The sequence below is a fragment of the Streptomyces sp. NPDC050422 genome (genome assembly GCF_044458665.1).
GTDB lineage: Bacteria > Actinomycetota > Actinomycetes > Streptomycetales > Streptomycetaceae > Streptomyces.
The window spans coordinates 167937-182087 of record NZ_JBITIE010000004.1 but is presented as its reverse complement, the minus strand read 5'-3'; the positions used below and the strand labels follow the sequence as shown (position 1 = coordinate 182087).

The following is a 14151-nucleotide window of genomic DNA, read 5'->3' as shown; positions in this document are numbered from 1 at the left end:
CCGTGATCCACAGCGAGAAGAACCGACGCAGGGCCATGGCTTCACTGCGCATCCTGGCCGTCGCCGGTGCCTACTACGCGGCCGCGGACCTGGGCCTCCTGCGGCAGGTGGACGTCCACGGGGCAGTGGTCACACCGCTGTGGCCACCGACCGGGATCGCGCTGGGCGCCCTGCTCTACATGGGACTGCGCGTTTGGCCCGGGATCGCACTCGGCTCCCTGCTCGTCATCGCCACGCTCAGCGGAGCGGTGACGGCGTCCACCACCCTCGTCGTGGCGGGCAACACGCTCGCGCCCGTCTGCGCCTTCCTGCTGCTCCGCAGCGTCGGCTTCCGTACGGAGCTGGACCGGCTGCGCGACGGAATCGTCCTGGTCTTCCTCGGCGCACTGGCCGGCATGATCGTCAGCGCGACCACGGGAACCCTTGTGCTGCTGCTCGACGGCAAACTGCCCGCGAGCGGGTTCTGGTCGGCCTGGGCGGCGTGGTGGGCCGGGGACGTGATGGGTGTGCTGGTGGTCACCCCGCTGCTGCTCGTCCTGCGCAGGCTGCGGATGCCGCGGCTGACCGACCGGTGGGCTGAGGGCGGTGCGCTGCTGGTCGTCGCGGTGGTGGGTACGCTGCTCGCCACCCGCAGCTCGCTGTCGATGCTCTATCTGGTGTTCCCGATCCTCATCTGGGCGGCGCTGCGCTTCCAGCTCGCGGGCAGCGCGCCGTGCGCGTTGCTGATGTCCGTCCTGGCGATCCTCGCGGGGACGGACCGGGTCGGCCCGTTCGCCGGCCACTCCATGCTCGAGGTCATGGTCAATCTCACGATCATGAACGGGGCCGTCGCGCTGACCGCCCTCCTGCTGGCCGCCCTCGTCGCCGAACAGCAGAACGTCCGCCGCCGGATCGAGCGTGCCTGCGAGGAGCTGGCCGACCTGGTCGACCAGCTCGCCCCGGGCAGAGCGGCGGCCGCCTGGCCGTTCCGGTCGAGGGACGAACGCGAGAGCCGCTGATCCCTGGGGAGACGTGTCCGGGTCACCGCCGGAAGTGCATGTCCAGGAAGTCGTTGCGGAAGGTGCCTGCGGGGTCGTAGCGGGCCGTCAGCTTCTCGAAGTCCTCGTAGTGCCCGTACAGCGTGCGCAGGACGTCGGGGCCGGTGCCGAAGACCTTGCCCCAGTGCGGTCGGGCGCCGAAGGGAGCCAGCGCCTCCTCGATCTCCGCGAGCACCGGCGCGACCGCCGCGCCGTCGGGCACCCAGGTGAAGTGGAAGGCCACCGAGTCCCGGCCGGACGCGGGACTCAGCCACAGGTCGTCGCCCGCCACGGTACGGATCTCGGAGATCTGGAGCAGCGGGGTGATCCGCTCGCGGAGCCGGCCCACGGCCTCGTACGCCGCGGCTCCGTCCTCACGTGCCACGAAGTACTCGGACTGCAGTTCGTCGCCGTTGCTGGGGGTGAACTCCAGCCGGAAGTGCGGCAGCCGTTGGTGCCAGGCCCCGGGGACGCCCTGCTGACGGGTGCAGTTCCCGGCCGGCACACCGGGAATGGGGTGGCGCGGGCCGTCGGCGAGCCGTGCGCCGAGCCAGTCGGCAGGCGCCTGCTGCGGCCCCTCGTCCCCCACGCGTTGCTTGAGCCACACCTGACCGACCGGTCCCGGCCGCCAGCCGGTGAAGACGCTGACGCTGTACGCGGCCGACATCACCTCGTCGAATCCGCCGGTCAGCACGGACTCGGGCAGGTCCTCGTAGACCCATTGCCGGACGTCGAACGCGGGAACCAGGTCCAGAGTCAGCCGGGTCACCACACCGAGAGCGCCCATGGACACCACCGCGCCGGGGAAGTCCGCGTCGCCGCGCCGCAGGGTGAGCGTCCCGCCGTCCGCCGTCACCATGTCCAGGGCCCGGACGGCCCCCGCGAGAGAGCGGTTGCCGACCCCGGAGCCATGGGTTCCGGTCGCGCAGGCACCGGCCACCGAGATGTGCGGCAGCGAGCCCAGATTGTGCAGGGCGAAGCCGTTCTCGTGCAGCTCACCGGCGAACTCGCCGAAACGCAGCCCTGCACTGACCGTGACCGCCTGCTCCGCCCGGTCGATGTCGACCACCCGCGGCAGTCCGGCCACCGAGACGAGGTCCCCGGCGGTGTCGGCGACCGTGTTGAACGAGTGCCGGGTACCCAGGGCCCGCACCTCGGTGGAGGCGGCGACCGTCTCCCGCAGTTCGGCCTCGGTACGGGGTACACACAACCGCCTCGCACCGAACGTGATGTTGCCGGCCCAGTTCGTCTCCGCGGGAGTCACCGTGCGTTCCCTCTTTCGCTCGTGCCGGGCACTGTCATCCGGCACCGCATTCTCCCAGACGGCGGCGGTGACCTCGACGGCGAGCGGGCCGGAACGATCAACCGGGCCGCCACGGAAGGTAGTTGGCGGGCAGACGTACATATCCGCACACCATCCGATTCCCGCACGTCCCAAATACCAACAGCCGCCCACAGAACCTGAGATCCAGTACGGAACGGGACGAGTTCCGGGTCGATCCGGCTGTCTGAACTTCACTGGAACTCCAGCGAAATGGCACGTGTGTGGATATCGTGCACCGAGCGAGGGCGCATCCGTCAGTCCACAGGATCGGCGGATGCGCCCCGTTTGTGGAGATGCAACTGTGACTGGGGGGTTCATGGGGCATGTCGAGCTACCCGAATCCGAAATATCAGGACCCGTGGGACTGGCGGGGGCGCCTCGTCCACGGACTGCTTCGAAGCGGCCTCGCAGCCAGGAGTTCGACCGCCTGCGGCAGGGCCCGACCGTTCAGCGCGACCGTTCCGCCCGGCCCGGGCCGAAGTACAGACCCGGCCGGTATCTGCCACTCGTCATCGGTTTCGACCTGTTCGGCCTGGGGATTCCCGCCTGGCTCGTCCTGCGCACCGACGGACAGCCCAGGGCCCTGGCCGGTGCGGTGGCGGCCGCGCTGGTGTGGTCCGGCGTACGGGCCGCGCGCGGCCGGTACGCGGTGCGGGCCGCGGCCCGGCCACCGGGTGCGCTGACCGCGACCGGCGACTGGCTGCTGCTCATCGGGCTGATGGCGGTGCTCTGGACCGTGGCCGACGGCACCATCGACCCGGCGACGGCCGTCGTGGCACTGATTCCGGGGCTGCTGGCGACCGCGGCGGCATCCGGCGCGCGCCGCCTGCCGTGGGCCGGGCGGCGCCGGACCGTCCGCCGCGTACTGGTGGTCGGTGAGGCGGTGGCGGTGGACCGGGCAGTGCGGCTGCTCGCCTCGCGGGAGGACCACGGCTACCTCGTGGTGGCCGCCGTGCCCGTGGGAACAGCGGCCCTGACCTGCGAGGCACCGGTGCCGGGGCGGCTCGCGCCCCAGCCCGCCGACGACGACGCCTCCACGGTGCTGGGGGCCGCCTTCGCCCACGAGGCGGACCTGGCGCTGGTGGTGCCGGGACCGCAGCTCGCCGAGGAGCGGTTACGCCGACTGTCCTGGGGGCTGCATGACGGCGGGCTCGACCTGTCCGTGCTGTCGCACCTCTCGGAGATCGCCGAGAGCCGGGTCCGCCCCTCGTCGGCGGCGGGGCTGACCCTGCTGCACATCGTGCCGCCACTGCGGCGCGGGCCGCAGCAAGCCCTCAAGGCGGCGGTGGACCGCACCGGCGCCGTCCTCGGCCTGATCGCGCTGGCGCCCCTGCTGCTGATGGTCGCGACCGTGGTCCGGTTCACCTCGGCCGGGCCGGTCTTCCACCGGCAGATCCGCCAGGGGCAGCACAACCGGCCGTTCACCATGTGGAAGTTCCGCACGATGGTGGTGGACGCCGAGCAGCACAAGGCACAGCTGGTGACATCGAACGAGAACGACGGTCCGATGTTCAAGATGCGCCGGGATCCCCGGGTGACCCGCATCGGCCGGCTGCTGCGCCGCTCGTCCCTCGACGAGCTGCCTCAGCTCTTCAACGTGCTGCGGGGTGACATGTCCCTGGTCGGCCCACGGCCACCGTTGCCGGACGAGGTGTCCCGCTACGACGAGCGTGAGCTGAGGCGGCTCGCGGTCAGGCCGGGGCTGACCGGCCTCTGGCAGGTCAGCGGGCGGTCCGACCTGTCCTGGCAGGAGACCGTGTCGCTGGATCTGTGGTACGTCGACAACTGGTCGGTGGCCACGGACGTGGGACTCATGGCCCGAACGCTGCGCGCCGTCACCGACGGCCGCGGGGCGTACTGAGAGCGGGCGGGGTCGGATGAGGGGGAAGAGAGCGGGCCGGGTGGAGGGTCGCGCTGCCGCGGCCGCCCACCCGGCCCGAGGGTCCGGTCCCAGGGGCCGGTCAGACCTGGGAGCCCCGCTGTTCCAGCCACCAGGCGTGGGTCCGCGCGATTCCGTCACGCAGCGCGACCTGCGGCTCGAAACCGAGGGAGGACAGCCGGGACACGTCCAGAAGCTTGCGCGGCGTGCCGTCCGGTTTGGTCGTGTCCCACTCGACCCGTCCCTGATACGACGTCACATCAGCGACGGTAGCCGCGAGTTCACGGATCGTCAGGTCCTCGCCGGTGCCGACGTTGACGGGTGCGTCACCGTCGTACCGCTCCAGCAGCAGTACGCAGGCGGCGGCGAGGTCGTCGACGTGCAGGAACTCCCGGCGCGGGCTTCCGGAGCCCCAGAGCGTGACGGCCGGGGCGTCACGCTGCCCCGCCTCGTGGAAGCGGCGGATCAGTGCGGGCAGGACGTGCGAGGTCTCCAGGTCGAAGTTGTCGCCCGGCCCGTAGAGATTGGTGGGCATGGCGCTGATGTACGAGGCGCCGTACTGGCGGCGGTAGGACTGGATCTGCACGATTCCGGCGATCTTCGCGAGGGCGTAGGCCTCGTTGGTCGGCTCCAGCGGGCCGGTGAGCAGCGCGGTCTCGGGTATGGGCTGTGGGGCCAGCTTGGGATAGATGCAGGAGGAGCCGAGGAAGAGGAGCCGCCCGGTCCCGGCCGCGTGCGCACCCGCGATCACGCTCAGCTGGATGCGCAGGTTGTCCTCGATGAACTGCACGGGATACGTGCTGTTCGCCATGATCCCGCCCACCTTGGCGGCGGCCAGCACCACGGCGTCGGGACACGCGTCGCGCAGGAAGGCGCCGGTCCGCTCGGCGTCGCGCAGATCGAGGCGGTCGCGCCCTCGGGTGATCACTTCGTGGCCGTCGGCGGTCAGGCGGCGCACCAGCGCCGAGCCCACCAGACCGCGGTGGCCGGCGACGAACACCCGGGCACCGGGGCGTAGCAGGGACGGGACGGATTCCTGGGGAGGGCCGGGGAGATCAGTCGTCATGGCTCGGATTGTGCCAGCAGCTCCATGACGCGGTGACGTTTTACCGCAGATCGCTCAAACTCTGAAATTTCGGATGACCGACCGCCTCGCAGGCGACCACAGAAGGGGGAGACGTGGCGAAGACCGCGCTCATCACCGGCGTGACCGGACAGGACGGTTCCTACCTGTCCGAGCTGCTGCTCCAGAAGGGATACACGGTCCACGGCCTCATCCGCCGCTCGTCGAGTTTCAACACCGAGCGGATCGACCACATCTACCAGGGCCCGGAGGAGGAGAACCGCTCCTTCGTGCTGCACCACGCCGACCTCGCCGACGGAGTGGCGCTGGTGAACCTGCTGCGCGACATCCGGCCCGACGAGGTCTACAACCTCGGGGCTCAGTCGCACGTGCGGGTCTCGTTCGACGCCCCGCTGTACACGGGTGACGTGACGGGTCTGGGCACGATCCGGCTTCTGGAGGCCGTACGGGCCAGCGGCATCGACACCCGCGTCTACCAGGCGTCCTCGTCGGAGATGTTCGGCGCCAACCCGCCGCCGCAGAACGAGCACACCCCGTTCCACCCGCGCAGCCCGTACAGCGTGGCGAAGGTCTACTCGTACTGGGCGACGGTCAACTACCGCGAGGCGTACGGGATGTTCGCGGTCAACGGGATCCTTTTCAACCACGAGTCGCCGCGCCGTGGAGAGACCTTCGTGACCCGGAAGATCACGCGCGGGGTGGCCCGGATCAAGGCGGGTCTGCAGACGCACCTGCACCTGGGGAACCTGGACGCGGTGCGCGACTGGGGGTATGCCCCCGAGTACGTCGACGCGATGTGGCGGATGCTCCAGTGCGACACCCCGGACGACTACGTGGTGGCGACCGGTGAGGGCGTCAGCGTCCGGCAGTTCCTGGAGTACGCCTTCGAGCACGCCGGTCTCGACTGGCGCGAGCACGTCCGATACGACGCGAAGTACGAGCGCCCCAGCGAGGTCGACGCGCTGATCGGGGACGCTTCCAAGGCCGCGGAGCTGCTCGGCTGGAAGCCCGCTGTGAAGTCGCGGGAGCTGGCCCGGATCATGGTCGACGCCGATGTCCGGCAGCTGACCGACCAGCTCACCGGAGCGGCCGTACGGGTGGACCGATGAGCCGCCCCCGACGACTCAGACGCAGCCGGAGCGGCGTTTTCGCCGCCGTTCTGGCCCTCGCGGCCGGGGTCCTGACCGCCTCCGCGGTGACCGCTCCCCCGGCCGCCGCACTGACCCCGCCGGTCGGCTTCACGGCCGACAGCCTCGCCACGTACCAGACCAACGGCATCGTCTGGTCGCTCGCCGAGGCGAACGGGGTCGTCTACGCGGGCGGTACCTTCACCAACGTCCGCCCGGCCGGCTCCCCCGCCGGAAGCAACACCACCTCCGCCGTCAACTTCGCCGCGTTCAACGCGGCCACCGGGGCGCCCACCGGCTGCTCGCTCTCCTTCACGCGTTCCAGCGGCACCGCGACGGTAAGGGCGCTGGCGGTCTCACCCGACAAGTCCACGTTGTACGCGGGCGGTTACTTCAACGCGGTGAACGGGAGCGCCGCGGGCGGTCTGGTCGCGATCAACACCGCCACCTGCACTGTGCGTCCGGGCTTCGCGCCGAACTTCGGTGCGACCGTGCGGGCGCTCGACGTGGCGGCGAACGGCACGGTCTACGCGGGCGGCGACTTCCAGAGCGTCAACGGCCAGACCCGGCGCTTCTTCGGCGCGGTCACGGCGGCCGGTGCGCTGACGGCCTGGAATCCGGACGCCGATGATCCCGGACGGACGCTGAAGGTCACTCCGGACGGGCAGAGCGTGCTGATCGGCGGGGACTTCTTCACGGTGGGCGGTGCGAACTCGCACGCACTCGCGGTGACCGCCGCCGGCGCGGGCACCCTGACCCGCGCGTACCCGGACAACTTCATCCCGTCGTCCGCCGTGATCAAGGACATCGTCACCGACACCGCGTCCGGTGGCTGGTACGTGGGCGGCGAGGGGGCCGGCGGGGCCTCGTTCGACGGACGGCTCGCGATGGATCTCACCACGTTCGACCAGCGCTGGCGCGACACCTGCCAGGGCGCCACGCAGGCTCTGCGGGTCTACCGCGGGGTGCTGTACGCGGGCAGCCACGTCCACGACTGCTCCACCATGGGCGGCTTCCCCAACCAGGTGCGCAAGCACCTGACCGCGCAGTCCGTCGACGATCCGGCGATGCTGGGCTGGCTGCCGGACACGAAATTCGGCATCGGCGAACCGGTGGGGCCGCGCACGCTGACCGTCTCGTCCCGGGGCGGACGCGATTTCCTGTGGGTGGGCGGCGAGTTCACCACGGTCAACGGCGTCGCGCAGCAGGCGCTGACCCGGTTCGCGAACTCCCCGGACACCGGGGCGCCCTCCGCACCCGTGGTCAGCCTCTCCGCGCCGCGGGCCGGCGAGGTGCGCGTGAGCTGGCGTACGAGCCTGGACCTGGACGACAGCCGGCTCACGTACCGGGTGTACCGCGACGGCGGGTCGACGCCGGTCCACACGACGACCGGTTCCTCGCTGTTCTTCAGCCGGCCGCAGCTGACCTTCACCGACACCGATGTGGTGGCGGGCCGCGGTTACGCGTACCGGATCTCCGCGAGCGACGGCACCAACACCAGTGCCCTCTCCGCCAACGTCTCGGTCACCGCGTCCGGTTCGGCGAGTCCGTATGCGGAGCGTGTGCTCGCCGACGGGGCGGATCTGTACTGGCGCTACGACGAGGCGGGCGGCGCGTTCGCGGCGGATGCCTCGGACAACGACGACGGCGGGGTGTACATGAACGCCCCCTCGTACCGTTCCACGCCGTCCGCAGTGACCGGCTCGACGGCGCTCTCCCTCAACGGCACCGACGAGTACGTCTACAGCGACCGGCTGCACCACTACACCTCGCCGACCCCGTACTCCATCGAGACGTGGTTCCGAACGAGCACGACGCGCGGCGGGCGGATCGTCGGGTACGGCAGCAACATCGGCACCGCGCAGGGACACACCAGCGGGATCTCCGACAAGATCCTCTACCTCACCGACAACGGGCGCCTCGCCTTCGGTGTCCAGGTCGGCAGCTCCAGCAGCCGGCCGACGATCACCTCGGCCGCGTCCTACAACGACAACACCTGGCATCACGCAGTCGCCACCCAGGGCCCGTCCGGCATGCGGCTGTACGTGGACGGCGTACAGGCCGGCACGAACACCACCACCGGCAACCGGTCGTACAACGGCTACTGGCGGGTGGGCGGGGACGCCATGGCCACCTCCTGGCCGAACCGTCCGACCAGCACCTACTTCGCGGGACAGGTCGACGAGACGGCCATCTACCCGTCGGCGCTGACCGCCGCTCAGGTGGCCGCGCACCACGATCTGGCGGACACCCCGTCCGCTCCCGGGGACAGCACGGTCACGCTGACGCCGACGGAGGACGCGTACGTCAACGGGGTCGCAGCGAACACCAACTACAACGACAACCAGCTGGCCTCCCGGGGCGCCACGCCCTACCTCGGCTACCTCCGCTTCGCCCTGCCCGACGCCCCGGCCGGCCAGGAGCTCAAGAGCGCCCGCCTCGCCTTCCGTACCTCGTCGGACTCCACGGCGGGCTCGGCCGATCCCCACACACTCGTGCCGGTCACCGGCGCGTGGACCGAGTCGGCGGTCACCTACAACACCCGCCCGTCGCTCGCCACAACGGTGCTGGGCACGATCTCCGGCGCGACCGCCGTCTCCACCGACTACGCGGTGGAGCTGAACGCGCCGGCGTTGGGCGGGGCCCTGGGCTCCGCCTACTCACTCGCCCTCACCAGCAGCGGGACGGACAGTCTCCGCATCTGGTCGGGCGAGGTCGCAACCGCGGCCTACCGGCCGCAGCTCGTTCTCACCTTCGGAGCTGAATGATGAACGAAAGTACGGGGCGCAGCCCACGGGCACGCGGCCGCACGCGTGCCGTGGCCGCCGCGCTCTGCCTGCTCGCCGGGGCCCTGAGCGCCGCTGCCGGGGGCTCCCCGGCAGCGGCCCTCACCCCGCCGGTCTCGCTCACCGCGGACGACCTGTCGACCTGGCAGACCAACGGCATCGTCTGGTCGATGGCCGCATCCGCCGACGGGGTCGTCTACGCGGGCGGCACCTTCTCCACCGTCCGGCCCCCGGACGCGGCGGCCGGGACGTCGGAACAGCCCGCGGTGAACTTCGCCGCGTTCGACGCCGCGACCGGCGCGCCGACGGGCTGCAGCCTGTCGTTCACCCTCTCCTCCGGAACCGCGACCGTGCGGTCCCTCGTGCTGTCGCCGGACGGTGACACCCTTTACGCGGGCGGCCAGTTCGGGGCGGTCAACGGGGTCGGGGTCAGCAACATCGCGGCCGTCGACACGGCGACGTGCACCCCGCGCCAGGACTTCAAGGTCGCCGTCTCGGCGACCGTGCGGGCGCTCGCCGTCACCGACGACACGGTGTATCTCGGCGGTGACTTCAACAGCGTCGCTGGGCAGACCCGGAACAAGTTCGCCGCCGTGACCACCGGCGCCCAGCTCACACCGTTCACGGCGAACACGGACGAGGTCGGCCGGGCCGTGGAGGTCACCCCCGACGGCTCGCACGTGGTGATCGGCGGCGACTTCTTCACCGTCAACGGGACCAACTCGCATGCGCTGGCCGTGGTGGACGCCACCACGGGCGCCCTGGACAAGAGCTATCCGGGATTCATTCCCAACACCTCGACGGTCCAGGACCTGACCTCGGACGCCACGCAGTTCTACACCGCCAACGAAGGCACCGGGGGCGGTGTCTTCGACGGCCGGATCGCGCTCGACCTGACCACCTTCTCCCAGGTCTGGCGGGACACCTGCCTGGGTGCGACCCAGGCCCTGCTGGTGCACAACGGCGTTCTGTACAGCGGCAGTCACGCCCATGACTGCGCGTCGATGGGCGAGTTCCCGGACCAGCCGCGCAAGCACCTGCTGGCCCAGTCGGTCGACGACCCGAAGCTGCTGCCGTGGTTCCCGGACACCAATGACGGCATCGGGGAGCCGGTCGGCCCGCGGGTGATGGCGCAGACGGACAAGGGCGGCCACCACTACCTTTGGGTGGGCGGCGAGTTCACCACCGTCAACGGTGCGGCACAGCAGGGCCTGACCCGGTTCACCGACGGCCCCGACACGGGGGCGCCCTGGGTGCCCAACGCCAGTGTCTCCACGGTCCGCACGGGCGAGGTGGACGTGAACTGGCAGACGAGTTTCGACACCGACGACGGGGAACTGACCTACCGGATCTACAAGGACGGTGCGAGCACTCCCGTACACACCGTCACGGGATTCTCGGTGTTCTGGAACCGTCCGCAGCTCACGTGGACGGACCGTGACGTGGCACCGGGTGAGACGCACACCTACCGGATCAGCGCGAGCGACGGCACCAACACCAGTGCCAAGTCGCCTGCGGTGACGGCGCTCGTGGCATCCGCTCCGGAGGCGTACCCGGCCAGGGTGATCCTCGACGGCGCGTCGCTGTACTGGCGCTACGACGAGGCCACCTCGACGTTCGCCGCAGACGCCTCGGGCAATCTGAACAACGGCTTCCTGCGCAACGCGCCCTCCTACCGGCAGACTCCGGCCGCGATCGCCGGTCCGTCGACCGCCATCGGTTTCAACGGAACGGACGAGTACGCGTACAGCAACACGCCATATCCCTCGTCGGCCACGTTCTCGGTGGAGACGTGGATCAGGAGCACGACCACCAGGGGAGGAAACATCATCGGGCTCGGCAACCTGACCATGGAGAACAGCGGACAGCACGACAAGCACGTGTACATGCGCAACGACGGACGCCTGGCGTTCGGGGTCAACAGCGGTGGCTACCGGGCAGTGGCCACCTCCGGCGCGTACAACGACGGGGCCTGGCACCATGTGGTGGCCACCCAGGGCTCGGGAGGCGTGGCCCTGTACGTCGACGGGCAGCTCCGTGCCACCAACGCGTCGTACACCGGCAACCGGAGCTACCAGGGCTACTGGCGCGTCGGCGGGGACAATCTGTCCGGCTGGCCGAGCCGCCCCACGAGCAACTTCTTCGCCGGGCAGATCGACGAGACGGCGGTCTACCCGACCGTGCTGAGCGGCGCCAAGGTCGCCGCCCACTACGCACTGAGGACGGGTGGATGAGGTATCCGTTCCTGGCCGGCGCCGCCGTCATCGTGATGACGGCGGCGCTGGCCGCCTGCGGCTCGTCCTCGGACGGTGACACGGAGAAGGCGGCCGGCGCAGGTCCGGCGGCCGCGTCGGGCCCGGTGGCCGGATCCGGGAGCCCTTCCTCCACGGGCCCACAGGCCTCCCCCACCAGCGAGACCCCGAAGATTCCCCAGAGCGAACTCACCCCGGCCACCGGCTCGTTCTCGAAGAAGCAGAAGGAGTACCTCGTCGACCGGGTCCCCGAGGGCATGGACCCCGCGGCCGTGCTCCAGACCGGCCAGGAGACCTGCGACCGGCTGACGTATCTCGTCAAGGTGGACCGGGACACGGCCGTCGGCGCGATCGTCACCGGTGAGATCGCCGACGCGAAGCCCGCCGTCGAGCACCTGTGCGTGCGACACAAGGACCTGGTGGAGCGGGCGTCCAGGGGCTACGCCGACGGCACGTACGAGGGCAAGCAGCTCCGTGCGGGGCGCTACCGCGACGTCACCCCCACCAGGAACTGCAGCTGGCAGATCACGGGGGCCAACGGCAAGGACCTGGCGTCGGGCTCGTCCGACGACGGGAAGCGGACGTTGATCACGATTCCGGAGGCGGCCCGCGCCTTCACCTCCACAGGCTGCTACGCCTGGCTGCCCGAAGGGGACAACGGATGAGCAAGCTCCCGATAGCCGTGGCGATTCCCACGAAGAACGAGGGGCTCAACATCGCCGAGGCGGTGAAGTCGGTCCTCGGTCATTTCGAGGCGGTCGTCGTCGTCGACTCGCACAGCACCGACGACACGGCGAAGATCGCCGCGGAGTGCGGGGCCGAGGTCGTCATGTACACCTGGGACGGCGGGCACCCCAGGAAGAAGCAGTGGTGCCTGGACCATGTCCGCACGGACCTGGACTGGATCCTGCTGCTGGACGGGGACGAACGCCTCAGCCCCGGTCTGCTGGCCGAGCTGCGGCAGGTCTTCGCCGATCCGGACGCGCCCAGGCCGGCGGCGTACGACATCCCGCTCGGGTACTGGTTCTCGGGGAAGCGGCTGCGGCACGGCTACACCATCCGCAAGCGCTCACTTACCGACCGCACCCGCAGCCACTACCCGGAGGTGGGCGATCTCGACGCGCCCGGCATCGGTGAGGTGGAGGGGCACTACCAGCCCGTCGCGGAGAGTGCGGGATCGCTCCGCAACCCGATCGAGCACCAGGACCTCGACCCGGTGACCGCCTGGTTCGAGCGGCACAACCGGTACTCGGACTGGGAGGCGTGGCTGGAGCACCACCCCGACGTCAAGGAGCAGGTGCGGCGGGTCAAGTCCCGGCAGGGGCAGCTGTTCCACAAGGCACCGTTCAAGCCGCTGGTGTCCTTCGCGTACATGTACGTGTACCGGCGGGGCTTCCTGGACGGGCGGGCGGGGCTCGACTTCGCCCTGGCGATGAGCTTCTACCGGTGGCAGATCGCTCTCAAGTCGCGGGAGTCCCCGGCTGTCTGACTGATCGGCGCTTCCGGCGGACCACGTCCTCGTAGGTCCGCCGGAGCGTCCGGGTCACGACGTCGATGGTGAAGTGTCCGTTGACCAGCTCCCAGGCAGCCCGCCCCGCTTCGGCGTTGGCTCCCGGCTCCAGCAGCTCCAGGACCGCCTGTGCGACGTTCTGCGCGTTGGCCCCGTCCTCACCCACCCGGCTGTCGATCACCCGGCCGGCGCCGGCCTGTGCGACGTCCGGGCCGAGGCCGCAGGTGCGGGTGATGACCACAGGGGTGCCGACGGACATCGCTTCGAGGACCGAGACGCCCAGGGGTTCCTCGATCGACGGCAGGACGTACACATCGGCCTGCCGTCCGGCGGCCAGCACCTCTTCGTGGCCCAGTGGTCCGACGTGGTCGAGCGAGTCCAGCACGCCCAGGCTGCGGGCCAGCCGCAGCGTGCCGGGGAGCGCGCCGGTGTCCGGCCCGGCCAGGACGAACCGTGCGTCCGGGTGGGTCGCCAGGACCGCGGGCATCGCGGCCACGAAGTCCTCCGGCCGCTTGCGCTCCTGGATCCGGGCGAGGAAGAGCACGGTCGGCGGACGGGCGGGGTCGCGGGCGGGCTTGAACTCCTGCGGACGCACGCCGTTGACCAGGCGCACGGTCCTGGTGAGCGCGACGGGGGCCGCGACGGCGTTCACATCGATCCGTTCGGCCTCGGTCAGGTGGAGCACCGCGTCCGCGCCGCGCAGGACCTTGCGTACGCCGAGCAGGTCGGTCAGCTGCGCGACCCGCTTCTCGGTGGGGTCCACCATGCCGTGCGTCTGGACGACGAGCGGGGTGCGGGTGGCCAGCGCGAGCAGAGCGGCCGGCAGCGTCACCAGGTCGCGCATCAGGTGGACGTGGACGAGGTCGGCGCCGCGCATCATGCGGCGCGCGGTCCGCAGGAGGGCTCCGGAGGTGATGCCGCTGACCTCGAACATCGGCAGCAGGTGGCGGGCCTGGAATAGGTGGACGGGCACCCCCTCCACCTCGTCGGGCAGCGGGCCGTCGAAGCCGTCGCCCAGGGCCATGATCCGAGCGTCGTCACCCCCGGCGCGCTGGACCTTCGAAAGGTTCAGGGCCACCCGGGTCGGACCGCCGAAGGCGTGGTCCGGGGTGTGCAGTGTGACGATGTGCAGGATCTTCACCAGGGTTCCCCTCGACCTCGGCCGGCTGTTCA

The 14151-nt window shown here is 70.6% G+C and carries 10 protein-coding genes; 7 read left to right on the top strand and 3 right to left on the bottom strand.

Annotated features, from left to right (window positions below; translation table 11 throughout):
* Positions 1 to 2: 2 nt before the first annotated feature.
* Positions 3 to 998 carry an MASE1 domain-containing protein gene (locus ACIBJG_RS07140; RefSeq protein ID WP_399305390.1) on the top strand — a complete coding sequence of 332 codons (996 nt, stop codon included), beginning with the start codon at positions 3 to 5 and terminating at the stop codon, positions 996 to 998.
* A 22-nt stretch (positions 999 to 1020) separates the two neighbouring features.
* Here the strand turns inward: ACIBJG_RS07140 and ACIBJG_RS07135 are convergent, their stop codons facing one another.
* Positions 1021 to 2280, bottom strand: coding sequence for an FAD-binding protein (locus tag ACIBJG_RS07135; protein WP_399304872.1), 1260 nt, complete (start codon positions 2278 to 2280; stop codon positions 1021 to 1023).
* A gap of 418 nt (positions 2281 to 2698) precedes the next feature.
* On the opposite strand from ACIBJG_RS07135, the gene ACIBJG_RS07130 reads away from it, so the two are divergent.
* The gene (locus ACIBJG_RS07130; protein ID WP_399304869.1) at positions 2699 to 4201 is read left to right on the top strand and encodes a sugar transferase; all 1503 of its coding nucleotides are present in this window, start codon (positions 2699 to 2701) and stop codon (positions 4199 to 4201) included.
* Positions 4202 to 4301: 100 nt separating this feature from the next.
* Here the strand turns inward: ACIBJG_RS07130 and ACIBJG_RS07125 are convergent, their stop codons facing one another.
* Positions 4302 to 5285 carry a GDP-L-fucose synthase family protein gene (locus ACIBJG_RS07125; protein ID WP_399304866.1) on the bottom strand — a complete coding sequence of 328 codons (984 nt, stop codon included), beginning with the start codon at positions 5283 to 5285 and terminating at the stop codon, positions 4302 to 4304.
* Positions 5286 to 5398: 113 nt separating this feature from the next.
* Between ACIBJG_RS07125 and gmd the strand changes: the two genes are divergently transcribed.
* The 5 genes from gmd to ACIBJG_RS07100 are packed head-to-tail and all read left to right on the top strand — an operon-like array spanning position 5399 to position 12957.
* Positions 5399 to 6412 (top strand): GDP-mannose 4,6-dehydratase, encoded by a 1014-nt coding sequence (gmd, locus tag ACIBJG_RS07120; RefSeq protein WP_399304863.1) that lies wholly within the window; start codon positions 5399 to 5401, stop codon positions 6410 to 6412.
* Positions 6409 to 9198: a LamG-like jellyroll fold domain-containing protein gene (locus ACIBJG_RS07115; protein WP_399304860.1), complete on the top strand. Its 2790-nt coding sequence runs from the start codon at positions 6409 to 6411 to the stop codon at positions 9196 to 9198. The genes gmd and ACIBJG_RS07115 overlap by 4 nt, the downstream gene beginning before the upstream one ends.
* Positions 9195 to 11450 (top strand): LamG-like jellyroll fold domain-containing protein, encoded by a 2256-nt coding sequence (locus ACIBJG_RS07110; protein ID WP_399304857.1) that lies wholly within the window; start codon positions 9195 to 9197, stop codon positions 11448 to 11450. Before ACIBJG_RS07115 ends, ACIBJG_RS07110 begins: the two co-directional genes overlap by 4 nt.
* Entirely contained in the window at positions 11447 to 12133 is a 687-nt protein-coding gene (locus ACIBJG_RS07105; protein ID WP_399304854.1) for a hypothetical protein, read from the top strand. The genes ACIBJG_RS07110 and ACIBJG_RS07105 overlap by 4 nt, the downstream gene beginning before the upstream one ends.
* Entirely contained in the window at positions 12130 to 12957 is an 828-nt protein-coding gene (locus ACIBJG_RS07100) for a glycosyltransferase family 2 protein (RefSeq protein WP_399304851.1), read from the top strand. The genes ACIBJG_RS07105 and ACIBJG_RS07100 overlap by 4 nt, the downstream gene beginning before the upstream one ends.
* On the opposite strand, the gene ACIBJG_RS07095 is transcribed toward ACIBJG_RS07100, so the two are convergent.
* Positions 12929 to 14119 (bottom strand): glycosyltransferase, encoded by a 1191-nt coding sequence (locus tag ACIBJG_RS07095; RefSeq protein ID WP_399304848.1) that lies wholly within the window; start codon positions 14117 to 14119, stop codon positions 12929 to 12931. The two genes, ACIBJG_RS07100 and ACIBJG_RS07095, sit on opposite strands and share 29 nt — an antisense overlap.
* Positions 14120 to 14151 lie beyond the last annotated feature (32 nt).